24 protein-coding genes, 1 other RNA gene and 1 pseudogene are annotated in these 23,947 nt (G+C 65.9%); 12 read left to right on the top strand and 14 right to left on the bottom strand.

Annotated elements, in window-relative coordinates:
• Window positions 1–100: 100 nt before the first annotated feature.
• The 10 genes from CV103_RS15210 (at window position 101) to CV103_RS23170 (ending at window position 7,523) form a co-directional block, all read left to right on the top strand.
• Window positions 101–1,258: an OmpA family protein gene (locus tag CV103_RS15210; RefSeq protein WP_015457494.1), complete on the top strand. Its 1,158-nt coding sequence runs from the start codon at window positions 101–103 to the stop codon at window positions 1,256–1,258.
• A gap of 76 nt (window positions 1,259–1,334) precedes the next feature.
• Window positions 1,335–1,721: a DUF3597 domain-containing protein gene (locus tag CV103_RS15205; RefSeq protein WP_070934299.1), complete on the top strand. Its 387-nt coding sequence runs from the start codon at window positions 1,335–1,337 to the stop codon at window positions 1,719–1,721.
• Window positions 1,722–1,810: 89 nt separating this feature from the next.
• Window positions 1,811–1,908, top strand: an RNA gene (gene ffs / locus CV103_RS15200) — signal recognition particle sRNA small type.
• Window positions 1,909–2,000: 92 nt separating this feature from the next.
• Complete coding sequence (locus tag CV103_RS15195; protein ID WP_107395430.1) at window positions 2,001–2,645, top strand: glutathione S-transferase family protein; 645 nt, start codon at window positions 2,001–2,003, stop codon at window positions 2,643–2,645.
• A 41-nt stretch (window positions 2,646–2,686) separates the two neighbouring features.
• Window positions 2,687–4,351, top strand: a complete 1,665-nt coding sequence (locus CV103_RS15190) for a DNA polymerase III subunit gamma/tau (RefSeq protein WP_107395429.1) — start codon at window positions 2,687–2,689, stop codon at window positions 4,349–4,351.
• 1 nt (window position 4,352) lies between these two features.
• The gene (locus tag CV103_RS15185; protein ID WP_015457490.1) at window positions 4,353–4,685 is read left to right on the top strand and encodes a YbaB/EbfC family nucleoid-associated protein; all 333 of its coding nucleotides are present in this window, start codon (window positions 4,353–4,355) and stop codon (window positions 4,683–4,685) included.
• Between the two features lie 130 nt (window positions 4,686–4,815).
• On the top strand, window positions 4,816–5,415 hold the full coding sequence (locus CV103_RS15180) for a TetR/AcrR family transcriptional regulator (RefSeq protein WP_015457489.1): 600 nt from the start codon (window positions 4,816–4,818) through the stop codon (window positions 5,413–5,415).
• Window positions 5,416–5,442: 27 nt separating this feature from the next.
• Window positions 5,443–5,802: an EthD domain-containing protein gene (locus CV103_RS15175; protein WP_107395428.1), complete on the top strand. Its 360-nt coding sequence runs from the start codon at window positions 5,443–5,445 to the stop codon at window positions 5,800–5,802.
• 42 nt (window positions 5,803–5,844) lie between these two features.
• The gene (locus CV103_RS15170) at window positions 5,845–6,741 is read left to right on the top strand and encodes a crotonase/enoyl-CoA hydratase family protein (protein ID WP_107395427.1); all 897 of its coding nucleotides are present in this window, start codon (window positions 5,845–5,847) and stop codon (window positions 6,739–6,741) included.
• Window positions 6,742–6,827: 86 nt separating this feature from the next.
• Window positions 6,828–7,523 (top strand): DUF1294 domain-containing protein, encoded by a 696-nt coding sequence (locus CV103_RS23170; RefSeq protein WP_107395426.1) that lies wholly within the window; start codon window positions 6,828–6,830, stop codon window positions 7,521–7,523.
• A 4-nt stretch (window positions 7,524–7,527) separates the two neighbouring features.
• On the opposite strand, the gene CV103_RS15160 is transcribed toward CV103_RS23170, so the two are convergent.
• The 6 genes from CV103_RS15160 to CV103_RS15135 form a co-directional block, all read right to left on the bottom strand.
• Complete coding sequence (locus CV103_RS15160; protein ID WP_070935924.1) at window positions 7,528–8,580, bottom strand: YeiH family protein; 1,053 nt, start codon at window positions 8,578–8,580, stop codon at window positions 7,528–7,530.
• Window positions 8,581–8,654: 74 nt separating this feature from the next.
• Window positions 8,655–9,035 (bottom strand): PaaI family thioesterase, encoded by a 381-nt coding sequence (locus CV103_RS15155; RefSeq protein ID WP_107395471.1) that lies wholly within the window; start codon window positions 9,033–9,035, stop codon window positions 8,655–8,657.
• Between the two features lie 5 nt (window positions 9,036–9,040).
• The gene (locus CV103_RS15150; RefSeq protein ID WP_015457483.1) at window positions 9,041–9,484 is read right to left on the bottom strand and encodes a PaaI family thioesterase; all 444 of its coding nucleotides are present in this window, start codon (window positions 9,482–9,484) and stop codon (window positions 9,041–9,043) included.
• A 79-nt stretch (window positions 9,485–9,563) separates the two neighbouring features.
• Window positions 9,564–10,484, bottom strand: coding sequence for a cysteine synthase A (gene cysK, locus CV103_RS15145; RefSeq protein WP_015457482.1), 921 nt, complete (start codon window positions 10,482–10,484; stop codon window positions 9,564–9,566).
• The gene (locus tag CV103_RS15140) at window positions 10,481–11,758 is read right to left on the bottom strand and encodes an MFS transporter (RefSeq protein WP_107395425.1); all 1,278 of its coding nucleotides are present in this window, start codon (window positions 11,756–11,758) and stop codon (window positions 10,481–10,483) included. The genes cysK and CV103_RS15140 overlap by 4 nt, the downstream gene beginning before the upstream one ends.
• A gap of 223 nt (window positions 11,759–11,981) precedes the next feature.
• A complete protein-coding gene (locus CV103_RS15135) occupies window positions 11,982–12,302 on the bottom strand; it encodes a hypothetical protein (protein WP_107395424.1) in 321 nt (106 codons plus the stop codon).
• A 193-nt stretch (window positions 12,303–12,495) separates the two neighbouring features.
• On the opposite strand from CV103_RS15135, the gene CV103_RS15130 reads away from it, so the two are divergent.
• Window positions 12,496–14,142, top strand: coding sequence for a PAS domain-containing sensor histidine kinase (locus CV103_RS15130; protein ID WP_107395470.1), 1,647 nt, complete (start codon window positions 12,496–12,498; stop codon window positions 14,140–14,142).
• Window positions 14,143–14,254: 112 nt separating this feature from the next.
• Here CV103_RS15130 and CV103_RS15125 read toward each other — a convergent pair whose 3' ends face one another.
• The 6 genes from CV103_RS15125 to CV103_RS22200 all read right to left on the bottom strand — a co-directional run bounded on the left by CV103_RS15125 (window position 14,255) and on the right by CV103_RS22200 (window position 20,769).
• A complete protein-coding gene (locus CV103_RS15125; protein ID WP_236626846.1) occupies window positions 14,255–14,944 on the bottom strand; it encodes a PEPxxWA-CTERM sorting domain-containing protein in 690 nt (229 codons plus the stop codon).
• Between the two features lie 169 nt (window positions 14,945–15,113).
• The gene (scpC, locus tag CV103_RS15120; RefSeq protein WP_107395469.1) at window positions 15,114–16,628 is read right to left on the bottom strand and encodes a succinyl-CoA:acetate CoA-transferase ScpC; all 1,515 of its coding nucleotides are present in this window, start codon (window positions 16,626–16,628) and stop codon (window positions 15,114–15,116) included.
• A gap of 254 nt (window positions 16,629–16,882) precedes the next feature.
• On the bottom strand, window positions 16,883–17,353 hold the full coding sequence (locus CV103_RS15115; RefSeq protein WP_015457476.1) for an Lrp/AsnC family transcriptional regulator: 471 nt from the start codon (window positions 17,351–17,353) through the stop codon (window positions 16,883–16,885).
• Window positions 17,350–17,862, bottom strand: a complete 513-nt coding sequence (locus CV103_RS15110) for an Lrp/AsnC family transcriptional regulator (protein WP_015457475.1) — start codon at window positions 17,860–17,862, stop codon at window positions 17,350–17,352. The genes CV103_RS15115 and CV103_RS15110 overlap by 4 nt, the downstream gene beginning before the upstream one ends.
• Window positions 17,863–18,006: 144 nt before the next feature.
• Window positions 18,007–20,481 carry a TonB-dependent receptor gene (locus tag CV103_RS15105; RefSeq protein ID WP_245896880.1) on the bottom strand — a complete coding sequence of 825 codons (2,475 nt, stop codon included), beginning with the start codon at window positions 20,479–20,481 and terminating at the stop codon, window positions 18,007–18,009.
• Window positions 20,482–20,553: 72 nt separating this feature from the next.
• Complete coding sequence (locus tag CV103_RS22200; protein WP_146163441.1) at window positions 20,554–20,769, bottom strand: hypothetical protein; 216 nt, start codon at window positions 20,767–20,769, stop codon at window positions 20,554–20,556.
• A gap of 46 nt (window positions 20,770–20,815) precedes the next feature.
• On the opposite strand from CV103_RS22200, the gene CV103_RS15100 reads away from it, so the two are divergent.
• Window positions 20,816–21,817: an aromatic ring-hydroxylating oxygenase subunit alpha gene (locus CV103_RS15100; protein ID WP_015457473.1), complete on the top strand. Its 1,002-nt coding sequence runs from the start codon at window positions 20,816–20,818 to the stop codon at window positions 21,815–21,817.
• 789 nt (window positions 21,818–22,606) lie between these two features.
• Here the strand turns inward: CV103_RS15100 and rpoH are convergent.
• The gene (rpoH, locus tag CV103_RS15090; protein ID WP_015457472.1) at window positions 22,607–23,515 is read right to left on the bottom strand and encodes an RNA polymerase sigma factor RpoH; all 909 of its coding nucleotides are present in this window, start codon (window positions 23,513–23,515) and stop codon (window positions 22,607–22,609) included.
• 71 nt (window positions 23,516–23,586) lie between these two features.
• Window positions 23,587–23,871: pseudogene (locus tag CV103_RS15085) on the bottom strand (RluA family pseudouridine synthase); the annotation flags it as partial.
• Window positions 23,872–23,947 lie beyond the last annotated feature (76 nt).

Below are 23,947 nucleotides of genomic sequence, written 5' to 3'. Positions count from 1 at the left end.
CTTACAAAGGTCTTTCAATTTATGGCCATATGTGAATGATTATTGGGATGCGATGGCGGCATTGAGTCGCCATTGTTTTTCATGATTGGAGGGGACCGGTATGACCAACCTCGTCCAGATGGTGATCGGTGCTGTGTCACCGGACTTGATCTCCAGGATTTCCGGCTCGTTCGGCGAATCTCCCGAAACCACGACAAAGGGCCTCGCGGCCGTCATTCCCACGCTGTTCGCGGGCGCTCTCCAGCAAAGCTCCGCGCCGGGCGGGGCCGCGCGGATCACCGATCTCGTCAGCCAGTCGCTCAGCGGCGGCAACCCGCTCGACAATATCGGCGCGCTGGTGGGCGACGATACGGCGCGCGGATCGCTGCTCAACCAGGGCGGGCCGATGGTCGCCTCGCTGCTCGGCGGCAATGGCAGCGGCATCGCGAACATGCTGGCGTCGCTCGTCGGCGCGAAATCCGGCAGCATATCCAGCCTGCTGGCCCTGGCCGCGCCGCTGGTGATGGGGGCGATCGGCAAGAGCACCGGTCCCAATCCGTCGCCTTCCGCGGTGAAGGGGCTGCTGGAAGATCAGCGTTCGAACATCACGGGCGCGTTGCCGGCGGGGATCGGATCCTTGCTGGGGCTGGGCGGCGGTGCCGCGGCGCAGGCGGCCCATGTCGTCGACCATGGGGCGGAGGCGGCGGCCGGGGGCCTGCGCAAGCTCTGGCCGCTGCTGCTGGTGGCGCTGGCGCTGATCGCGCTCCTGTTCGGCATGAAGAGCTGCAACCGCAAGGCGCCGGAGGCAGCGCCCCCCGTCGCCTCCACGGCGGCGGTGGAAACGCTCACCCTGCCGGGTGGCGGCACGATATCCGTGGCGCCGGGGACGATCGGCCACAGCCTCGCGAAGTTCCTGGAATCGAGCGAGCCCGCGCCGAAGACCTTCGTGTTCGATAACCTGAACTTCGACACGGCATCCGATGCGCTGACGCCGGAAAGCCAGGCGACGGTCAACACCCTCGTCGCCATCCTGAAGGCCTATCCCAACGTCAACGCCGGGGTCGTCGGCTATACCGACAATACGGGCGATCCGGCCGCCAACAAGGCCCTGTCGCTGAAGCGGGCCACCACGGTCGCGCAGAGCATGATCGCGGGCGGCATCGACGCGGCCCGGCTGCAGACCGGCGGCATGGGCGAGGCCAATCCGATTGCCGACAACGGCACGGAGGAAGGCCGCGCCAAGAACCGGCGGACCGAGCTGGTCGTTACCAAGAAGTGAGGGGTGGGGCGGGGCCTTTGCGCTCCGCCCCCGCCTTTCGCGATCCGAAGGGGCGGGCTGGAAGGAGCATGCGGCGATGAGCATTTTCGGTTCGATCAAGGATGCCATTTTCGGCAAGGCGAAGGCCGATGCGCCATTGGCCCCGACCGTCCCGGTCGAACTTTCGCCCGTGCAGCCCGCCGCGCCGGCGGCGCCCGCGCCGATCGAGGCGGTGGATGTCGAAAAGATACTGGACGGCCTTGTCGCGGCCAGCGGGCGCCCGTCCAACTGGCGGGTCTCGATCGTCGACCTGATGACGTTGCTCGGCCTCGATTCCAGCCTCGCCAACCGGCGGGAGCTGGCGCACGAGCTGGGCTATACCGGCGATACCAACGATACGGCGACGATGAACATCTGGCTGCACAAGCAGGTGATGCAGAAGCTGGCGGCCAATGGCGGCAAGGTGCCGGCCTCGCTGCAATGAAATGAGGCGGGCGGGGACGGTCCACCCGTCCTCCCGATCCGCGCATCCGGCCATGGCTTGCGTTCGCCCGCGCCTTCGCCCATATGGCGCGCGGGAGTCGGGCGGACGGAGCCGTCGCCAACCCGGTCAGGTCCGGAAGGAAGCAGCCGCAACGATTTCGTTCCGGGTCGTTCCGGCTCCCACCCATCCTCCATCGCTCCAGAGCCTTGGCCGCCGCGCCGTTGCCGCGCCGCGCGTGGCCGTGCTAGCCGCTCGTCCATAGCAAAAGGGGGGAGGGGCATGCTGACGCTCTATGCCGCGCGCGGGGCCTGTTCGATCATTCCGCACATCGCGCTGGAGGAAGCGGGTGCCGGCTACCGGCTGCATTTCGTCGATTATGCCGGCGGCGAGAATCTGACCGGGGAATATCGGGCGATCAGCCCGCTGGGCCGCGTGCCCGCGCTGATGACGGAAGATGGGCCGCTGACCGAGAATGTGGCCATCCTCTCCTATATCGCGATGCGCTACCCCGAGGCGGCATTGGCGCCGATCGGCGATGCGCTGGCCTTCGCCCGCGTGCAATCGTTCAACCTGTTCATCGCGACCAACATCCACGTCGCCTTCCGCCAGATCGCCTTCCCGGGCGGCTATGCCGATGGCGATGCCGCCGCCGCGGCGCTGCGCGCGAAGGTGCCCGAGCTTGCCGATCGCTATTTCGCGCTGATCGAGGCGAAGCTGGCCGACGGGCGGCCCTATGTGCATGGCGACGCCTTCACCCTTTCCGATATCTATCTGTTCGCTTACGCCAATTATCTGCGGATGGGCGATCGCGGCGATCCCGCGCTGGTGCCCAACGTGATCGCGCACCGCACCCGCATCCGCGCCCGGCCCGCGGTGGAGCGGGTGCTCCGCGTCGAGGGGCTGGCGGAGGCGTGGGCCGGCTAGCAGCCCTTTCCCCTGGGCGGTTCAGCCACTAGGTTCGCCTTATGTCCGAATCCCCGCAGCCCTATCGCGTCCTCGCGCGCAAATATCGTCCGCAGCGCTTCGCCGATCTGATCGGCCAGGATGCGATGGTGCAGACGCTGGCCAATGCCATCCGGCGCGAACGGCTGGCCCATGCCTTCCTGCTGACCGGCGTGCGCGGGGTGGGCAAGACATCGACGGCGCGGCTGATCGCCAAGGCGCTCAACTGCATCGGCCCGGACGGGCAGGGCGGCCCCACCATCGATCCCTGCGGCGTATGCGAGCCGTGCCGCGCGATCGCGGAGGGCCGGCATATCGACGTGATCGAGATCGACGCCGCCAGCCATAACGGCGTGGACGACGTGCGCGAGATCAGCGAGGCGGTGCGCTATGCGGCCGTATCCGCCCGCTACAAGATCTACATCATCGACGAGGTGCACATGCTGTCCAAGGCGGCGTTCAACGCCGTCCTGAAGACGCTGGAGGAGCCGCCGGCGCATGTGAAGTTCCTGCTCGCCACCACCGAGGTGCAGAAGATCCCGGTGACGGTGCTTTCCCGCTGCCAGCGCTTCGACCTGAAGCGCATTCCGGCGGAGGCGCTGGCCCGGCATTTCGCCCATGTCGTCGAGGCGGAGAAGGTGGAGGCCGAACCCGAGGCGCTGGCGCTGATCGCCCGCGCGGCGGAAGGCTCCGCGCGTGACGGCCTTTCCATCCTCGATCAGGCGATCGCCCATTCGGGCACGTCGGGCGAGGGCGCGCTGGTGACGGCGGCGCAGGTGCGCGACATGCTGGGCCTTTCCGATCGCGGCGCGGTGCGCCGGCTGTTCGGGCTGCTGCTGGCGGGCGACGCCCCCGGCGTGCTGGCGGCGGTGCGCGATCAATATGATCTGGGCGTGGAGCCGGCGACCCTGTTCGTCGGCCTGCTGGAGGCGGTGCACGGCGTGACCCGCGCCAAGGCGGGCGGCGGGCAGGACCCGGCGCTGTCGATGGAGGAGCGGGAGGCCCATGCGGAATGGGCGGCGCGGCTGGGCTTCGCCACGCTCCACCGGCTGTGGCAGTTGCTGCTGAAGGGCCATGCCGAGGTGCAGGCGGCCGCTCTGCCGATCGAGGCCGCCGAGATGGCGCTGCTGCGCGTCGTCCACGCCTCCACGCTGCCCGATCCGGGCGAGCTGGCGCGCCGGCTTGCCAATGGCGAGACGGTTCCGGCGGCGGCGGCGCAGGCTTCCGGCGGGCCGGCCCCGGCGGAAACCCAGCCGGCGCTGAAGGCCGCGCCTCACCCGGCCCCCGAACCGCCCGCGCGGCCGGCCCCGCCGGCCAGCTTCGGGGCGCTGGTGGAGCTGGTGAACGGCCAGCGCCCGCTTTTGGGGCAGCAGCTTCACGATTTCGTGGGCCTCGTCCGCTATGACCCGCCGGAGCTGGCGCTGCGGCCCAACCGGCCGCTGCCCGCCGATTTCATCCGCGACCTGACGACGCTGCTGAGGAACCTCTTCGCCGAGCCATGGAAGGTGGAGATCAGCGACGGGCCGGCCGAACCCAGCCTGCTCGACCAGCAGAAATCGGCCGAAAACGCCGCGCGCGACGCCATTCTGGCAACGCCGGTGGTGCGTGCCGCGTTCGAGGCGTTTGCGGATGCCGAATACGAAGGCTACACGCCGCCCGAAACAGCGGCCGAAGCCAGGAGCGCTTGAGATGGATATCGAGAAGATGATGAAGGCGGCGCAGGAAGCCGCCGAGAATATTCAGAAGCAGATGGGCGAGGCGCAGGCCAAGCTCGATACGATCGAGGTGGAAGGGGTTTCGGGCGGCGGCCTGGTGACGGTGCGTGCCACCGCCAAGGGCCGCATCCTGGGCGTATCGATCGATGAATCGCTGCTGGTGCCGTCCGAAAAGCAGATGGTGGAGGATCTCGTCGCCGCCGCCTTCAACGATGCGCGCGCCAAGGCCGATACCGCATCCAATGCGGAAATGAGCAAGATGGGCGCGGGCCTGCCGCTGCCGCCGGGGTTCAAGCTGCCGTTCTGACGGCGGACGGGTGGGCGGCCGGCCGTTCGGCCGCGCCGCCATTGACCTGAAAAATGAATCATGTTCATCATGCTTGGGAGAAGCGTCTCGCCAGGCAAGGCCCGCCACGGGGCCGATTTTCGAGGTGCCAATGCCCAGATTGAGCGAAGCCCGCCGCCAGGACCGCCACGATCTGCTGCTGGATGCGGCGACGATCCAGTTCGCCGAAAAGGGGTATGACGCGACCTCCATATCGGGCATCGCGCGGGCGGCGGGCGTTTCGGACGGGCTGATCTACCGTTATTTCGACGACAAGCGCGCGCTGCTGAGCGCGGTGCTGGAACGGCTGTTCGAACGGATCATCGAACGCACCGTCAGCGCCGTCCATGCGGTGACCGGCATCGAAAGGCGGCTGGAGCAGTTCATCGCGTCCCAGCTTTCGATCTTCCAGGAAGAGCCGGACCTCTGCCGGCTCTATATTCGCGAGCTGCGCAATTCCGGCAATTTCCGTGGCTCGCCGCTTTTCCACATGACGAAGCGCTATACTGACCTTCTCGTCCATGTCGTCGAGGAGGCCGTGGCTTCGGGCGAGGTCGAGGCGGATACCGACCCGCGCATGCTGCGCGACGTGATCTTCGGCGGCATCGAGCATATCGCCCTGCACCTGCTGGTGGGCGGGCAGCCGCTGGAAGTGCCGCAGACATCGAAGCGGCTGGCGCACATGTTCGTGCGGGGAATAGGCAAGCGCTGATTAAATATAAGAATGGGAGAGGGTTGGATGGCGTTCAAATCGATCGCGCTTCTGAAGAAGAAAGCGGGGCTCACCCGGCAGCAGTTCATCGATTATTACGAGAACAGCCATGCCCCGCTGATCGTGCGGCTGACGCCGGGCATCAAGGCCTATCACCGCAACTTCATCGACTGGAACGGCGCGTTCGAGGCGGCGGACGGATCGGAAACCAATTTCGATTGCGTGACGGAAGTGTGGTTCGAGGATCGCGCCGCTTACGATCGCGCGATGGCCGTGCTCACCAGCCCGGACGTCGCCCGGCAGGTGGCCGAGGATGAGGAGAATGTCTTCGATCGATCGAAGACGCGGATGTTCGTGGTGGACGAATCCCGTTCGCCGATCGCCTGAATTCCCGCCGCCCGAGAGAAAGAAAAGCGGAAGGACGAGTGCATGGGCAATGCCACGCGCATCGACATCGCCGACGGCATATTGACGCTCACCCTGGCGCGGCCGGAGAAGCTGAACGCCTATAATCCCGAAATGCATGGCGAGATGATCGCCGCCTTCGATCGCGCCGATGCGGACGACGACGTCCGCGCCGTGATCGTCACCGGCGAGGGCCGGGCCTATTGCGCGGGCGCGGATCTGAGCGCCGGCGGCGCCACCTTCGATTATGGCGGCGGCAGCGAATGGCGCAGCGAGGAAACGCCCGTCGCGGCCGACGGCAGCGTCGATTATTCGCACCCCGCCATACGCGATGGCGGCGGCCTGCTGGCGCTGCGCATCTTCGCTTCGAAGAAGCCGGTGATCGGCGCGATCAACGGCGCGGCCGTGGGCGTGGGCGTGACGATGACCCTGCCGATGGACGTGCGGATCGCCAGCGACACGGCGCGCTTCGGCTTCGTCTTCGCGCGGCGCGGGATCGTGCCGGAAGCGGCGTCGAGCTGGTTCCTGCCGCGCATCGTCGGGATCTCCAACGCGCTCGACCTCTGTTTTTCGGGACGGATCATCGGCGCGGAGGAAGCGCGCGGCATCGGACTGGTGCGGTCGGTGCACGCGGGGGACGACCTGCTGCCCGTCGCGCGCGCGATCGCGAAAAGCTATGTCGAAGGCACGGCGCCGGTATCGATCGCGCTGACCCGATCCATGCTGTGGCACATGCTCGGCGCGCCGCACCCGATGGAAGGGCATCGGCTGGACAGCCGGGCGATCTGGTCGCGCGGGGCATCGGCCGATGCCAGGGAGGGCGTGGAAAGCTTCCTCGAAAAGCGCGCGGCGACCTTCCCCGATCGCGTATCGCGGGACATGCCGCATTTCTCGCCCTGGATGGACGATCCGGCCTGGTAGGCGAACCGGTGGAAAAGGAGGGCCGTTGAGGGCGAGGGCAAAGCCATCCCCTTGTATTGGCGGCCGGTTTGGACTCAAAGGCCGGCATGTTCCCGTTGCTTGCCGTGGCGTCCTCCGCCGCCTTTCTCTGTGCGCATCCCACCCATCATGACGGCGACGGCATACGCTGCGGCGGCAAGGGGCGGTCGATGCGGCTTTATGCGATCGACGCGCCGGAAATGCCGGGATCGTGCCGGCCCGGACGGCGCTGCACGCCGGGCGATCCCTATGCGTCGCGCGATCATCTGGCGGAGCTGACGGCCGGGCGGAAGGTGCTGTGCGAGGCGGTCGATCGCGATCATTATGGCCGCACCATCGCGCGCTGCACGGCGGACGGCGCCGACCTTTCCTGCGCGATGGTGCGCGACGGCTTTGCCGTCGAACGCTATGGCCGCCTGTCGTGCGGGGAGATGCCCGCGCCCGCGGAGCCGCCCCCCGCCGCGCCGCCGGCCCTGCGCTGGTGGATGGTGCCGGCCTATTTCCTGATCATCAACCTGATGGCCTATATCGCCTTCCGGGATGACAAAAGGCGCGCGCGGCGCGGGGCGTTCCGCCGGTCGGAAGCCAATCTGCTGTGGCTGGCGGCGCTGGGCGGATCGCCGGGCGCGCTCGTGGCCCGGCAGCGCTTCCGCCACAAGACGCGCAAGCAGCCCTTTTCCGCCTTGCTGGCGATGATCGTGATCGTCCAGGTCGGCGTGGTCGCCGGGCTGGGCTGGCGCGCCGTCGAACGGCTGCTGGCCTGAGGGATCAGCCGACCAGCCAGAGCGCAGCGGCGATCGACAGCGCCAGCGCGGCGATCGTGGCGCCCGCGATCACCAGCAGCGGGCGGGCGCCGGCTTCCAGCAGTGTCTGCATCGGCGATCGGATGCCGGTGGCGGTGACCGCGCAGGCGAGGAGCGCGGAGGCGCCTTCCTGCGCGCCATGGCCGATCGCGGCGGGGATCATCCCGGTGGAATTGAGCGCGGCGAGCCCGAAAAAGCCGACCACGAACCAGGGAATGCCGGAAAAGCGCGCCTTGCGCCCACCTGTCGAAGGGAAGAACCAGCCGAGCCCGGCCAGCACCGGCGCCAGCAGCGCGACGCGGCTGAGCTTGACGATCGCGGCCGTCTGGCCGGCGGCGCCCGAATAGGAATAGCCTGCGCCCAGCGCCTGCGCGACATCGTGGATCGAGGCGCCCAGCATGAAGCCGGCGGCCGCATCGCCCATGCCCAATCGGTGCGCGGCCAGCGGATAGGCCACCATGGCGAGCGAGCTTGCCGCCGATATGCCGACCAGCACGAGGGCAAGCTGCGCCTGATTGGCCCTTTTCTCCCCCAGCACGGTGGCGATGGCGAGCGCGGCCGATGCCCCGCAGATCGCCACCGCGCCGCCGGCCAATGCGCCGAAGGCCGCGCCGAGGCCCAGCAGCCGCGCAAGCGCCACGCCGGAAAGCAGGGTCAGCACCAATATCGCCACGATCGCCAGCAGCGCAGCCGGGCCGAGATCGACGATCTGCCCCAGCGTCACCCGCGCGCCCACCAGCACGATGCCCCAGCGCAGCAGCGTGCGCGACGCGAAGGCCAGGCCGGCCGCGAGCCGGAGGTCCGCGCTCAGGAAGTTGAGCGCGAGGCCGACGAGCAGCGCCATCAGCGTCAGCGGCGCGCCATAGCGATCGGAGATCCATGCCGCGGCCAGCGTCGCCAATATCGCGACGATCAGGCCGGGGCCATAATCGCGCCAGCGGACGACGGGGGTGGATTCGAGATCGCCGTAAAGGTCGGCGGCAGCGGGAAGGGTGGGGCCGTCCTGCGTTTTCACCATCATTCTCGCTGGTTGGTGCGCTTCGGCCGGTCCGCTAGCATGATTTGCGGCGAAGCTCGACCTTCAAGGACCGCTCAGCCGGCGCGGTCGAGCGACATGTTCATGCGCGCCGCCGCGATCGGACGGGCGGGATCGTCCTGCCATGCCTCGATCGCGACATTGGCGATGCGCTGGCCCACGCGCGTCACGCGGCCGCGCGCATAGGTATCCACCAGCCGCCCGCCGCGCATGAAATCGACGGTGACGTTGATCGGCTTCACCCGCGTGCTGCCATCCCCCAGCGATGCCTGCAGCGCGGCGATGCCGGCGATTTCCAGCAGGCCGCTGATCGCCCCGCCATGGAGGAAGCCGGGCCGGCCCAGCACCGCATCGCTGTTCGGCATCAGCAGCAGCGGGCCTTCCGCGTCCATGATGAGCTTCAGGCCCAGGAAATCGGCATAAGGGGGCAGGGACATGGGCGTCATTCCCCATCCAGGAACATGAAGGTGCCGGCGACATGGGCCACCGGATCGTTCGGATCGCCATCATGCGCCTGGCCGCGAACGAAGGCGATGCGTCGCGCGACGCGATAGCATTCGCCGCGCCCGAACACGGTTCGGCCCGGCGTGGCCGGACGCAGATAATCCACACGCATGTCCAGCGTCGCCTGCGGACGGAATATGTCCGTCCGCACCCAGATCGCCAGGCTGGTCGCCATGTCCATCAGCGAGAAAATCGGCCCCGATGCCAGCACGCCCGTTTCGGTGTTGCCGATCAGCTTCTCGTCATAATCGAGCGCCAGCTCCACCCAGTCCGGGCCGTGCTGGACGAAGCGCGTGCCGAGCGCGCCATTATGGCCGTAGGATCGGAACGTATCGATGAAGGCGGCGGGATCGAACGATCGACCCGTGGGAAGCGTGGTCATGGCCCCGCGTTAGCCCGCCTTGACGTTCACGGCAACCATCGGTGGCGCCGCCCCGGTGCGCGCCAGGGCGGCGCAACCGTCATTCCGGCAGGAAATCGGGCACCGAGAGATAGCGTTCGCCCGTATCATAGTTGAAGCCGAGGATGCGGGTGCCGGGCGCCAGATCCGGCAGCTTCTGGGCGATGGCCGATAGCGTGGCGCCGGAGGATATGCCGACCAGCATACCTTCCTCGCGCGCGGCGCGGCGCGCCCATTCCTTGGCGTCGGCCGGGTCGACCTGGATCACCCCGTCCAGAAGCTGGGTGTGCAGGTTGGCGGGGATGAAGCCCGCGCCGATCCCCTGGATGGCGTGCGGGCCGGGCTGGCCGCCGGAGATGACCGGCGAAAGCGTGGGCTCCACCGCGAACACCTTGAGGTTGGGCCAGCGTTCCTTCAGCACCTGCGCGCAGCCGGTGATGTGGCCGCCGGTGCCGACGCCGGTGATCAGCACGTCGATCGGCGTGTCGGCGAAGTCGCGATAAATCTCCTCCGCCGTCGTCTTCACATGGATGTCGATATTGGCGGGGTTTTCGAACTGCTGCGGCAGCCAGGCGCCCGGCGTCGATTCCACCAGCTCCAGCGCGCGTTCGATCGCGCCCTTCATGCCCTTTTCGCGCGGGGTGAGATCGAAGCTGGCGCCATAGGCCAGCATCAGCCGGCGCCGTTCCAGCGACATGGATTCGGGCATCACCAGGATCAGCTTGTAGCCCTTCACCGCCGCCACCAGCGCGAGGCCGATGCCGGTGTTGCCACTGGTCGGCTCGATGATCGTGCCGCCGGGCTTCAGCCGGCCGGTGCGCTCGGCCTCTTCGATCATCGACAGCGCGATACGATCCTTGATCGATCCGCCGGGGTTGGATCGTTCGGATTTCACCCACACCTCGGCATCGCCGAACAGCCGGTTTATGCGGATGTGCGGCGTGTTGCCGATGGTTTCCAGGATATTGGCCGCCTTGGTCATATCGCTTTCTCCTGCACGGGTCGTTCTTCCATCGTTTCCGGGGTATCGAAGGTCCGCGCGCGGCGCAGCTCCGGGAACCAGCGCGCCCACAGCAATGTCACCGCGATCGCGCCGGCCCCACCGGCGACCACCGCCGCCACCGGGCCGATCAGCGCGGCGAGGAAGCCGGATTCGGCCTCGCCCAGCTCGTTCGAACCCGAAATGAACAGGGTGGATACCGCGCCGACGCGGCCGCGCATCTCGTCCGGCGTGTAGAGCTGGATCAGCGACTGGCGGACGTAGACGGAAAACATGTCCGCGGCGCCCAGCAGCGAAAGGCAGAACAGCGACAGCGGCAGCCAGCGCGAAAAGCCGAACACCACCGTCGCCGCGCCGAACACGGCGACCGCGCACAGCATCTTCACGCCTACATTGTAGCGCAACGGGCGGAAGGCGAAGAACAGGGCAACGGCCGCCGCCCCCACCGCCGGCGCCGCGCGCAGATGGCCGAGCCCCGCCGGGCCGACCGCCAACACGTCGCGCGCGAAGATCGGCAGCATGGCGGTGGCGCCGCCCAGCAGCACGGCGAACAGATCGAGCGAGATCGCCCCCAGCACCAGCCGGTTCTCCCGCACATAGCGCAGGCCGTCCACCATCTGCGCCCAAGGATTAGCCCGCCCGTCCAGCGCGGTCCGCGCCACCGGCCGGATCACCATCAGCGCCAGGAAGGCGAGGGCGAACAGGCCGCCCGACGCGGCATAAGGCAGCCAGTGGCTATGGGCATAAAGATAGCCGCCCGCCGCCGGGCCGAGGATCGCGCCCGTCTGCCAGGCGATCGAACTCAAGGCGATGGCGTTGGGCAGCACCGCGCGCGGCACCAGATTGGGGGCAAGCGCGCTCAGCGCGGGGCTTGCGAAGGCGCGCGCGACGCCCAGCAGGGCGGCGACCGCGAACAGGTGGAAAAGCGTGGTCGCGTCGTTCCAGGCCAGCAGGCCCAGCGTGGCGGCGCATCCGGCCTCCAGCAGCACCGCCGCGCGCGCGATCCAGCGCCGGTCGATCCGGTCCGCCGTCCAGCCCACGATCAGCGTGAGCGCCAGCAGCGGCACGAACTGGAACACGCCGATCAGGCCGAGCTGGAAGGCGGCTTCCTTGGTGGTCATGGTGCGGCGGGCAATGTCGTAGACCTGCCAGCCGATCACCACGACCATGCTGTTCTGCGCCAGCGTGGTGGAAAGCCGGGCGAACCAGTAGGCACGGAAATCGCGGATGCGAAACGGATGAGGCGGACGATCCATGGCGACCGTCTAAGCCCATCGGGCGGGGGCGGGCAATCCGCCTTTTTTCTATTGATGAGATAGTATTGATACCGATGAGCGGGCCGGCAAGGGAACCGGCCCGCTCGGGGTAGCCGCCCCAGGGGGGGAGGGGGCGGTCCATCAGACGGTGGGGGACTGTCCGTCTGAACGCGATATGGTGGTTCGGGCGGCTATTTCCACCCTGCCCATAGGGCTTCCCGCATCATATCTTGGTATGAGCGGCGTTGATCCCGCGATCGCCCGCAAGCCATGCGGCGAACGGCGCGGCCATGGCATAGAGCAATGTGGCGGCCAGCATGCCGAGCAGCGGATCGCCCAGATAATCCGCGGTATAGGCCGCCGGGATCAGGGCCGCCGGAATGGAAAGGGCGATCGGGCTGGCCTTGCGCCATCCCTGCGGGCGCTTCGCCCGGCGCGGGCGCAGCCACATCGGAGCGGGGGTGGCGATGGCCGTGGCCTGCACCCGGCCGCCGATGGAGACGAGCGGTGCGCCTTCGGTGGTGTTGAGATCCAGAAACGCCATCGTCGCCTCCCTTGATTTGACGATGTGACAATGCCGGGAAGGCGCGCGCGGGAAAATTAGACGGGGGGGTGGCCCGATGCATCTTCAAGATGGCGGACCTCATACCTAGGTTTGATGCGCCGCAGCGTTTGCCGCTGGACGATGCGGACGTGGTTTGAGAAAATCGCGCAACACCCTTTCCGTGGAGGTCGCCATGGCCACCGTCATGACCCAGAAGAACGAAGCTCCGCCGCAGCCCGATCTCGCGGCGCTGCTCGATCTCAGCCATGACACCATCTTCATCCGCGACGGGGCGACCGGGGCGATATCCTACTGGAATGCGGGCGCGGCGCGCGTCTATGGCTGGGAGGCGGCCGATCTGGCGGCCCCCGGCGGTTACGGCCGCCTGCAATCGCGTTGCGATGTCCCGGAGGAGACGGTTCTCGAGGAACTGGTCCGCACCGGCCACTGGCAGGGCGGCATCACCCGCACCGCGCGCGACGGCAGCGAGATCATCGTTTCCGCCCGCTGGGCAGCACGGCTGCGCCCCGACGGATCGCTTGGCGAGATCGTGGAGACGGCGCGGGACGTGACGGTCAAGGCCGTGGCGGCGGAGGAATTGCGCCGCAGCGAATATCGTTACCAGAATATGTTCCGGGCGATGGCGGTATCTTTCTGGGAACTCGATTTTTCCGGGGTGAAGGGCCTGCTGCGCGAATGGCGCGACATGGGCGTGGAGGATTTTTCCGCCTTCTTCGCCGCCGATCCCGATGCGGTGCGCCGGGTGATGGGCGCAACCCGCATCGTCGACGTCAACGAAAAGACCTTGCTGCTGTTCGGCGCCGCCGACCGGGCGGAACTGGGCGATACGGTGGAGCGCTTCTGGCCGCGCGACAGCGAGGCGGTGTTCGCCGCCAGCGTGGTCGCGGCGATCAGCGGCAAATCGAATTTCGAAGCCGAAACCAAGATGCTCACCGTCGACGGGCGCGAGGTGGAGATATTGTTCACCTGCAGCTTCCCGCCCGAATGCATGGGGCGCGGCAATGTGCTGGTCGGCGTGCTGGACATCAGCGGCCGCGTGCGCGCGCAGGAGGAGGTGCAGCGGGTGCAGGCGGAGCTGGCGCACGCGGCGCGCGTCGCCACGCTGGGCGAACTGGCGGCCTCGATCGCGCACGAGGTGAACCAGCCGCTTGCCGCCATCGTCAATTTCGGCGAGGCGGCGAAGCGCTGGCTGAACCGCCCGGAACCCGACATGGCCGAGGCCGCCGCCGCGATCGAGCGGATGATCGGGGACAGCCGCCGCGCTTCCGACATCATCGGCCGCATCCGCGCGATGGCGACCAAGTCTGTGCCCAAGCCCACCTTGTTCCATCCGTGCGAGGCGGTGAAGGAAGCCGTCCAGCTCGTGCGGCACGACATGCAGGCGCGGGGCGTGGCGCTCAGCATCGCCGAGGTGGAGGCGGTGCCCCGCGTGCGGGCCGACCGCATCCAGATACAGCAGGTGGCGGTGAACCTGATCGTCAACGCCGTGCAGGCGATGGCGCAGGTGCCCGAGGATCGCCGCGCGCTCGTGATCCGCACCGGGCTTGCCGGCGACAATATGGTTCGGATCGAGGTGCAGGATAGCGGGCCGGGGATCGATCCGGTGGTTGCCGACCGCCTTTTCACGGCCTTCGCCAGCACCAAGGACAGCGGCATGGGAATGGGCCTGTCGATCAGCCGCTCGATCGTGGAGGCGCATGGCGGCACCATCTGCGGCCGGGGCAACGAGGCCGCGCCGGGTGCCACCTTCTCCTTCACTCTGCCGGTCGCCGAAATGACGGCCGATGACGCGGCGGGAGCGTGCACGGCGGCGGCCTGAACGCGGACGGGGTGGAGATTCGGGATCGCCCACCAGCCCCGCGGTTAACGCGCCCGGCCAATGAAAATGGCCCACCATTGCTGGCGAGCCATTTCCCCCTGTTTGTCAGATGTCAGGCGGCCGTGGGGATGACGTTCTTGCGGCCGTAGCGGATGGAAGCGCCGATCATGCCGAAGCCGAGGATCAGCATCAGCCAGGTGTGCGGTTCCGGCACGGCGTTGGAGCGGATGTCCACCGACGTGATCCGAATGATATAGTCGTCGAAATCTCCATCGGGGCTGCCGGCATCGTTGAAGCCGAAGAACAGCGAGCTGGAGATATATTCATCGCCGGTGTTCGACCCCACGCCATCGGGAACGAACAAGGCGACCGCCGGGCTGCCGAGGCCCGAGATCGAGTTGAACGAGATATTGCCGCTCAACGGGCCATCCGACGCCTGGCTGTAGGTGATCAGCAGATCGCCCAGATCCCACGCATCATTGCCTTCGGGATAATTGGTGCCGTTGATTTCGACCCAATTATTGTCGCCGCTTTCGGCCGCGACACGGAAGACGGAGATGTTGACCGGTGCGCCGACCACGCCGATCGAATAGCCGAACGCCATTTTCGTGAGCGTCAGCCCGGCAAGATCACTTGCGAAGTCATTGTCCGAGGGAACATCCGTGACACTGGTGATGCCACTGGCCACCAGAGCCGATTGAGCCGGCATTGCAAGTCCAAGAGCCGCGGCAGCCGCAGCGGCAACAACCAACATTCTGCGCATTACGCCCTCCTTCCATGTCATCCAGCGTAAATTACGCAAAGTGCGTGCCAGAATCTGATCTGTAATTGTTTCTGGCACTTGGAAGGGGTGCAGGTCGTGGACCGATGCGGATATGTAAGGAGTCTCGACAGGATTCCAGCCGATCTTCCATGTTGCGCCGCATCATTTGCATCGTGACTTGCGCAACATGGAAGATCATTTGTTATTTTCAGGGGATCATCGATCCCGTCTCCACGTATCTTTGATGCCAGGAAAGGGATTCTGCCAGCAAATGAGGGGTTTGCTGGCCGAAGGAATGTTCACGGGCGCGGCGGTAATAATCGGCCAGGTGCGGGCGATAGCTGGGGTGCGCGCAGTTGGCGATGATCACGTCGGCGCGCTGCTTGGGGCTGAGCCCGCGAAGATCGGCGAGGCCCTGTTCGGTCACGATCACCGCCACATCCTGGTTGATATGATCGACATGGCTCGCCATCGGCACGATCGCCGATATCTTGCCGCCCTTGGCGGTGGACGGCGTCATGAAGATCGACAGGAAGGCGTTGCGCGCGAAATCGCCGGAGCCGCCAATGCCGTTCTGGATGCGCGATCCCATGATGTGGGTGGAATTGACGTTGCCGTAGATATCGGCCTCGATCATCCCGTTCATGGCGATGCAGCCCAGGCGGCGGATCAATTCGGGATGGTTGCTGATCTCCTGCGGGCGGAGCAGCAGCCGGCCGCGCATCGAATCCATCCGGCCGTTGAGCGAGGCGGCGGCATCGGGCGAGAGCGAGAAGGCGGTGCCCGATGCGAAGCGCAGCTTGCCGCTGTCGAGCAGATCCAGCATGCCGTCCTGGATCACCTCGGTATAGGCGGTCAGCTCGTCGAACGGCCCGTCGATCAGCCCAGTCAGCACGGCGTTGGCGATGTTGCCGACGCCCGATTGCAACGGCAGCAGCCTGGCCGGCAGCCGGCCCATCTTCACTTCATGCACGAGGAATTCGAGGAGGTGGCCGGCGATGTTGCGCGCGGTCTCGTCCGGCGGGGTGAAGGGGGCGTTGCGATCCGGCGTGTCGGTGCGGACGATCGCGACGATCTTGTCGGGATCGCAGCGGAAATAGGGATCGCCGATCAGGTCGTCGGGCCGGACGAGCGGGATCGGCACGCGATTGGGCGGCAACGCGGTGCCGTAATAGATGTCGTGCATCCCCTCGAGCGCGGGATTCTGCCACTCGTTCACCTCGAGGATGATCCTTTCCGCGCGATCCAGCCAGGTCTTGTTGTTGCCGATCGAGGAGGAAGGGATCAGCGATCCGTCCGGCCGGATGCCGGTCACCTCGATCACGGCGGTGTCGAGCGGCCCCAGAAAGCCCTGCCATGCCATCGGCGCCACCTGGCTCAGATGCATGTCGAAATATTCCATCTCGCCGCGATTGATCTTCTCGCGCGCGATGGGATCGGAATTGTAGGGCAGGCGGAACTCGATGCCGTCGGCCTTGGCCAGCGCGCCGTCCAGCTCCGGCCCGGTCGAGGCGCCGGTCCATACCTTGACGCGGAAGGGATTGCCGGCGGCATGCTCGCGCTCGATCCGGGCGGCCAGCGCCAGCGGCACCGCCTTGGGATAGCCTGAACCGGTAAAGCCGCTCATCCCCACGCTGCTGCCGGATTCGATGAACGCGGCGGCCGCTTCCGCGTCCATGATCTTGGCCCGCAGGTGATCCGCCTGAATGCGGCTGTCCGTCATGATATCGATCCTTCCCGAGGCCCCGGGCCGGCCGGGCCGATCGAGCCCGGCCACGCGATCGGGGCCGCAACCATATGAACGGAGCCCGATGCGCGTTTCGACAGGGAAGGATGACCCGCCCCCGAAACGATCGGGCTCAGCGGATCGGCACCATAACGGCAGCGCCCGGATCGCGGAATTGCACGACTCGGGGCGCAAGGGCGGCGGGGTTAAGTTATTGCGCTTAACCTCGGGTGGTCATCGGGTGGCGCCGGTCAATCGACCAGCGCGCACCAGCGGAAATCATGCTTGATGAAATTCTGGCCCAGGCTGTAGCGCACGCGGCGCACGCCGGGAATGCGGTCCACCGTCTGGTGGAGGAAATCGGTCAGCTCGTTGCCGTTCTCCACCAGCGTCATCGCCAGCACGTCGGCCCGGCCGAGCATGGTGGCGACGAAGCCGATCTCCGGCACCTTGGCCAGCGCGGCCGCCATATCCTCTATGTCGCTGGCGGAATTGGCCTCGATCCAGAGATAGGCCAGGATCGGGTTGCGCAGCCGGCTGGTATTGGTGATCGCGGCCACGCGGATCACGCGATTGTCGAACAGCCGCTTCAGGCGCGACCGGATCGTGCCCTCGGTCAGGCCCAGCTCGCGGCCGATCTCGCGGTTGGAAACCCGGGCGTCGATGCCCAGCCGCTCGATGATCTTGTGGTCGATTTCGTCGAGCGCGACGCCCTTGCTCATAGCGGTGCCCAATCCGGAGTATATTTCAGAACCTTGAGCGCGAGGCCGGGGACGATCTTCTCGACCCCCGGCACATGCGCGATCACGTGCGTCAATAGCCGATCGAGATCGGCGAGGTCGCGCGCGACCACCTGTGCCTCCACGTCATGTGTGCCGATCGAGACATTGACCGTCACGACCTCGTCAAGCTGGGCGAGATCGTGGCCGACATCGGCGGCGGAGCGGCCCTTCACCTGGATGCCCACGGCGGCAAGGCATTCGAAGCCCATCGCCGCGAGATCGCGCATCGCCACGACCCGCACGGAGTCGCTTTCCTCCAGCCGGCGCAGGCGCGTGCGCACCGTCGCCTCGTTGACGTCGACGATGCGGGCGAGGTCGCGGTTGGCGATCCGCCCGCTCTGGCGCAGCGTGGCGATGATCTTCTCGTCGATTTCATCGAGTTCATAGGTCGCGGCATCACCGCCGCCACGTCCGCGGCCGCCGCTGCGCGCCGTCGCATCCCTTGCCAAACCCTGACCCCCGGATAGTTGCTGGGCGGCGTGCCGAAGCCACGCCTTCGAAAGCGCGGATTCAGACAGGATTGAAACAGCGGTGTCAATGGCGTGCAAGCCGGCTTCCCCCAGCTTCGGGCCGGGGGAAGCCGCCCTTCCGGATCAGTCGCCCCAACGATAGGTGAGCGACAGGCCATACATCCTGGGATCGCCGTAGATCACCGAATCGAAGCCGATCTGGCTGTAGAGCGGGTAGCCGCCGGTGATGTATTTCTCGTTGGTCAGGTTGGTGACGAAGGCGGCGAGATCGAACTTGCTGCCGGCCACCTTGTTCCATTCGAGCCGGGCGTTGAGCATGTCATAGCCCGGGAAGCGGTTGAGCGGCGGGGGTGCCGCGAAGTCCGGCGAATTGGTGCCGGACTGATGGCTGAAATCCGCCTGCAGGGCGATCTCGCCGCCGTCGCTCAACGGATAGGCGTAACGGCCGCTGATATTATATTTCCATTTCGGCTGATACACCGCCTGGCGGCCCTTGATCGCCGGCGTGAACGGCAGGGTGATGTCGCTGGCCGCATCCAGATAGGAGACGAAGCCCGAAAGCGTCAGCCCCTCGATCGGGACGACGACGGTTTCGAACTCGACGCCCTTGTTGGTCTGCTTGCCAAGGTTGCGGGCGACCGAGGCGATGCCGGTGGTGGCGATCGCGATCGGCACCGTCACCTGCACGTCCTTGAACTTGTCGTAGAAGAGCGAGAGGTTGGTGCGCAGCGGGAAGCCGACGTCCCAATCGGCCTTGATGCCGATTTCGTAATCGTCGACCTTTTCGGGCTGGAAGCTTTCCAGGTCCGGCGTCGGCGCCGGCAGGTTGAAGCCGCCCGACTTGAAGCCGCGGCGATAGGCGGCATAGAGCAGCACGCCATCGATCGGCTTCCACTGGACGGTGCCGTCATAGGTGGAAGCGCTGAACTTGGCCTTGTAGTTGATCGGGCAGCGGATGGTGCCGATGGGGTTATCCTCGGTGATCGTCTGCGGATCGACCAGCACGCACTCGCCGGTGGGCGTGCTGAACTGGGACAGCGACGCCTTGCGCTTGTCCCACGTGCGGCGATAGCCGCCGCTCACCTGGATCGTATCGGTCACGTCGAATTCGCCATGCGCGAACAGCGCGTCGCTGGTGTCGGTATTGGTAACGGCGCGCGTGGTGAGCGACCCGAAGGTGTTGCTGGAGATTTTGGGATCGAAAGCCGGCTTCGACTTTTCGTGATAATAGCCGAGGATGTAGCGGAAGCGGTCGGCGATCGATCCCTGGACCTGGAATTCCTCGGTGAACTGATCCTGGCCGAACTGCCAGTCCTGCGTATATTCGTTGAACTGCGCGATCAGCGGCAGAACCGTGCCGTCATAATCATTGCCTTCGTCCGTGCGCTGACCGCGATAGGCGATGATGTTCTTCAGCGTGATATTGTCGGTGACTTCCCAGGTCGTCTTGTTGGTGATGCCGAAATTCTGGGCGCGGTTGTAGTTCAACCCCTCATAGGCGACCTTGCGAATGCCCAGCTGCTGCTGCTGCTGGAGCACGCCGAGCACTGCGGGCGTCGGAGCAAAGCCGAAACCGCCACCCTGAAAGGCAGCCGCGAATGCGCCGAACGCGCCGCCCGGGGGGCAGCCGGGAAGGCTGGCGCTGGTGCAGGCGATCGGCACGAGCGTGCCGCTCTGGCCCAGATACATGGGGATTTTCGTGCCCGGCCCGAAATTTTCGTCGAAGATCGGCTGAAGAGCCGCCGGGATGACGTTGGGGCTGATCTGTGCGTCCGGATTGATCCCGCGCAGGATGGCGGAAGAGCCGCTGGCATCGCGGTTCGAATAGTCCGCGATCAGCAGGTTTTCGAGGCCCGGCGCCGGGCGCAGCAGCACCGATACGCGCATCGATTCGAAAGCGCGCCCGTCGAGCTTCTGGCCGCTCAGGATATTCTTGGTGAAGCCGTCGCGCCGTTCCACCTGGCCCGCGACGCGAACGCCGCCCAGATCGTTGCCGAAGGGCACGTTCACCACGCCTTCGAACCCGTAGCGATCATAATTGCCGACATTCACGCGGGCCAGGCCCTCGAAATTGTCGCTCGGTCGGTTCGGTTCGAACAGCACGGCGCCGCCGGTGGTGTTGCGGCCGAACAGCGTGCCCTGCGGGCCCTTCAGCACCTGCACGCTCTGCAGGTCGAAGAAGGTGCCCGGCCCCGCGACCGGGATCGGCACTTCGGCGAAATAGGTGGCGACCGAGGAGAAGTTGCGCTGGCCGGCGTTGATCACGCCCGGGCCCTGGCCGCGAATGTAGAACTGGGCTTCGTCGCGCTTCTGCGCGCCGATGTTCACGCCGGGCGCGACATCGCGAAGCTGCTCCACCGCCTGCACGCCCTTCTGGTCGAGCGCGTTGCCCGAAAGGGCGGTGATCGCTAGCGGAACTTCCTGCGCGGCTTCCTCGCGCCGGCGGGCGATGACGACGATGTCGCCGAAGGCCTCGGCATTGCTGACGCCGCTGCCCGCGGTGGGCGCCGCATCCTGGGCAAAGGCCGGGGCGGAGGCCGCCCCGATCATCGTCAGCAAGCTGGTGGACAGACAAAGGGCGTGCGTCAGGCTCCTCATAGGACTTCCTCCCCAAATCCTGCACGGACCGACTCTTCGGTTCCGCGATTACATTCCGCCCGGTGCTTTGTATCACCTGGACACAAAATGAATGTGCTTCAGCATGGATGATGCGCGTTTGCGTGGCAAGGCGAATTTTTCACTCCGCAATGCAACGATCGTCCGGGGCGGGTGACAGGTGATTTTGTCGCCAATTTCGATACATAATGAGCCGAAAATGGCCGTTTCGCGCCGACGCGCCGTTTCCGTTTCGCGCACTTTCGCCGTGACAAACTGAATGTGATTCACTATGAGTCGCTTAAACCGTTTCGGATATGCGTAGGAGAGGCGCGCGATGAACGAGATGACGACATTGGAGCGGATCCAGACGGGCGACGAGCTGGAACGCTGCCCGTTTCCGATCCCCCTGGGCTGGTTCGCCGTGGCGCTGTCCGAGGAGCTGAAGCCCGGCGGCATCGCCAACATCCATGTGTTCGGCCGCGAATGGGTGCTTTTCCGTGGGGAAGACGGAAAGGCCGGCCTCGCCGATCCCTATTGCCCGCATCTGGGCGCGCATATGGGCCATGGCGGCGAAGTGGTGGGCAACAATCTGCGCTGCCCCTTCCATCACTGGGAATATGACGCCGAAGGCTGGTGCAAGAAAATCCCCTACGCCAAGGTGATGCCCGGCATCGCGCGCAAGAAGCCGGTGCTGAAGACGCTGCCGATTGAAGAACGCTATGGCGTGATCTTCGCCTGGTATCATCCCAATGGCGATGAGCCCTATTTCGGTATTCCCGACGTGCCGGAGCTGGAAAGCGACGAATATATCCCGATGCGTCGCGGCGAATGGGATATCGGCACGATGATCCAGGAAATCGGCGAGAACGGCGTCGATTATCCCCACCTCAAATATCTGCACCACGCGCCGATCATCCCGCCGGGCACGGCCAAGGCGGAAGGGCATATCTTCCGCACCGACATCGGCGCCGGCTACATCATCGGCGAATCCCATGGGCCGGGCGTGGTCATCCAGCGCTTCACCAAGGATGGCGTGACGATGACGATGTTCGCCATGTCCACGCCGATCGATACGGAGATGACCAAGACGCGCATGGCCTTCACCTTCCGCAACTATCCGGAAGGATCGAAGGAACGCGCCATCGCCCAGCATCTCTACGAACATTCGATCGGTGCGGCCGATGGCGAGGATTCGGCCGGCTTCGAATCCGTCGACCTGATCGTGTGGGACAACAAGAAATATCGCCCGCAGCCGCTGCTGTGTGACGGCGACGGACCGATCCTGCTGTGGCGCAAGTGGTTCAGCCAGTTCTACGCCGAACCGATCGAAGCATAAGGGGAGGGGTGCGGCGGGTCGATCGCGGTCCGCCGTGCTCGCTTGGAGAGCCGCTTAGCCAGCGGGTGGCGCCGGGCGATCGGAACCGATGCCGGGGGATGGCGGTGGCGGGCAGACCGGACGCGCCGGCAAGGCGGGCATAGCCTTGCGCGCAGCCTCCATCGTCACCCTGGACTTGTTCCGAGGTCCACTATGCTGCAGGCATTGTGGCTACATTCCCGTCAGCCGCTGTAACGGCGCATTGTATGTCGGAAGGTCCGATCTTCTGCGCTGCATCGCCTAGTATCTCGCGATCCTGCGCGAAAAGCGGATCAAGGGCTGGCGGAGGGTGAAAACGGAATTTGATCGAGCGGGACGATCCGTTCTGGCATGATCTGGCGGTGTCGTTCGGGCTTGAGCCGCTGACGGTGGCGCCTGCTTGACGGTGGACCCCGGAACAAGTCCGGGGTGACGATGGGGGGTGTTGTCCGCAATTCCTCGCCAAATCGGCTGTGCTGATCGCTTCCGTGATGTCTGAAACCGACGTTGATTTGCGTCCTGATTTACCGGGGTAATCGACAATCGGCCCTGATGGTTTGATCCCAGCGCTTCTGATGCTGGTCTATTTTGAGTAGCCCGCGCTCCGAGGCTCGAAAGTGGCCAATTTAACTGTGCCGCCTTCGGTCCCCGAATGTGGATTGATCCCAACCGCACCGGTCCCGAGCAGTGCCGTCGGATATGAAAAGGGCACGCCCGGCCTGGTTGCCGGGCGCGCCCATTTTCCTTGGTGGCGTGCCTTCGCGCGTTGCTTCAGGCCAGCGAGGGCAGCAGGCGCTTTTCACCGGCGATGCGCATCATCGCCTTTTGCAGCTTGTCGAACGCGCGCACCTCGATCTGGCGGACGCGTTCGCGGCTGACGCCGTAGACCTGGCTCAGTTCCTCCAGCGTCTTCGGATCGTCGGACAGGCGACGCTCGGCGAGAATATGCTTCTCGCGATCGTTCAGCGCGTCCATCGCTTCGACCAGCATATTGTGGCGGACGTCGCGTTCCTCCGCATCGGCGATGCGCTCGTCCTGCAGCGGATCCTCGTCGACCAGCCAATCCTGCCACTGGCCGTCGCCATCCTCGCGCATCGAGACGTTGAGCGACGTATCGCCCCCCATCGCCATGCGGCGGTTCATGCTCGTCACCTCTTCCTCGGTCACGCCGAGGTCGGTGGCGATCTTGGCGAGATCCTCGGGGCGAAGATCGCCATCCTCGAAGGCATCGAGCTTGGACTTCATCCGGCGAAGGTTGAAGAACAGCTTCTTCTGCGCGGCGGTGGTGCCGAGCTTCACCAGGCTCCACGACCGCAGGATATATTCCTGGATCGAGGCGCGGATCCACCACATCGCATAGGTGGCCAGGCGGAAGCCGCGATCGGGCTCGAACTTCTTAACGCCCTGCATCAGGCCGATATTGCCTTCGGAGATCAGCTCCGACGTGGGCAGGCCGTAACCGCGATAGCCCATCGCGATCTTGGCGACCAGCCGCAGGTGCGAGGTCACGAGCCGCGTCGCCGCTTCAGGATCGCCATGCTCCTGATAGCGCTTCGCCAGCATATATTCCTCCTCGGGGGCGAGGAGGGGAAATTTCCGGATCTCGGCGAGATAGCGGTTGAGGCCAGCCTCTCCGCCGAGCGCGGGAATCGTCGCAGGGACGTTCTTGCCGCTTGCCATGATCTACTTCACTCCCTGGTCCAGATGGACCGACTGATGGGCCGAATCTTTCCGTGCCCGATTGAAACCTTTCATAGCGCAAGCTCGATTAACAGGGCCTGCATGTCAGCCGGGATCATACTGTCGAACGCAAGGTGGGCGCCACTATACGGGTGTATGAACCCGAGATGGGCGGCGTGCAGTGCCTGGCGCGCAAAATTCAAACGATTGAGCAGGCTGCGATGTTCCGGCCGCGTGCGGCCGTAGACCGGGTCGCCGATCAGCGCGTGGCCGATCGACGCCATGTGCACGCGCACCTGATGCGTCCGCCCGGTTTCCAGCCGGCATTCCACCAGCGCTGCGCTCTTTAGCGCCTGATGATGTGGGCGCCCCCGCACTGACCGGCACTGCTATGGTGGTGGTCTCAGCATGTGGGATGAGGAGCGTTCGAGA

This window comes from Edaphosphingomonas fennica (assembly GCF_003034225.1).
Taxonomy (GTDB): Bacteria; Pseudomonadota; Alphaproteobacteria; order Sphingomonadales; family Sphingomonadaceae; genus Sphingomonas_E; species Sphingomonas_E fennica.
Note: the sequence above shows the minus strand (reverse complement) of the source record. Positions and strands in the feature narration are given on the sequence as shown.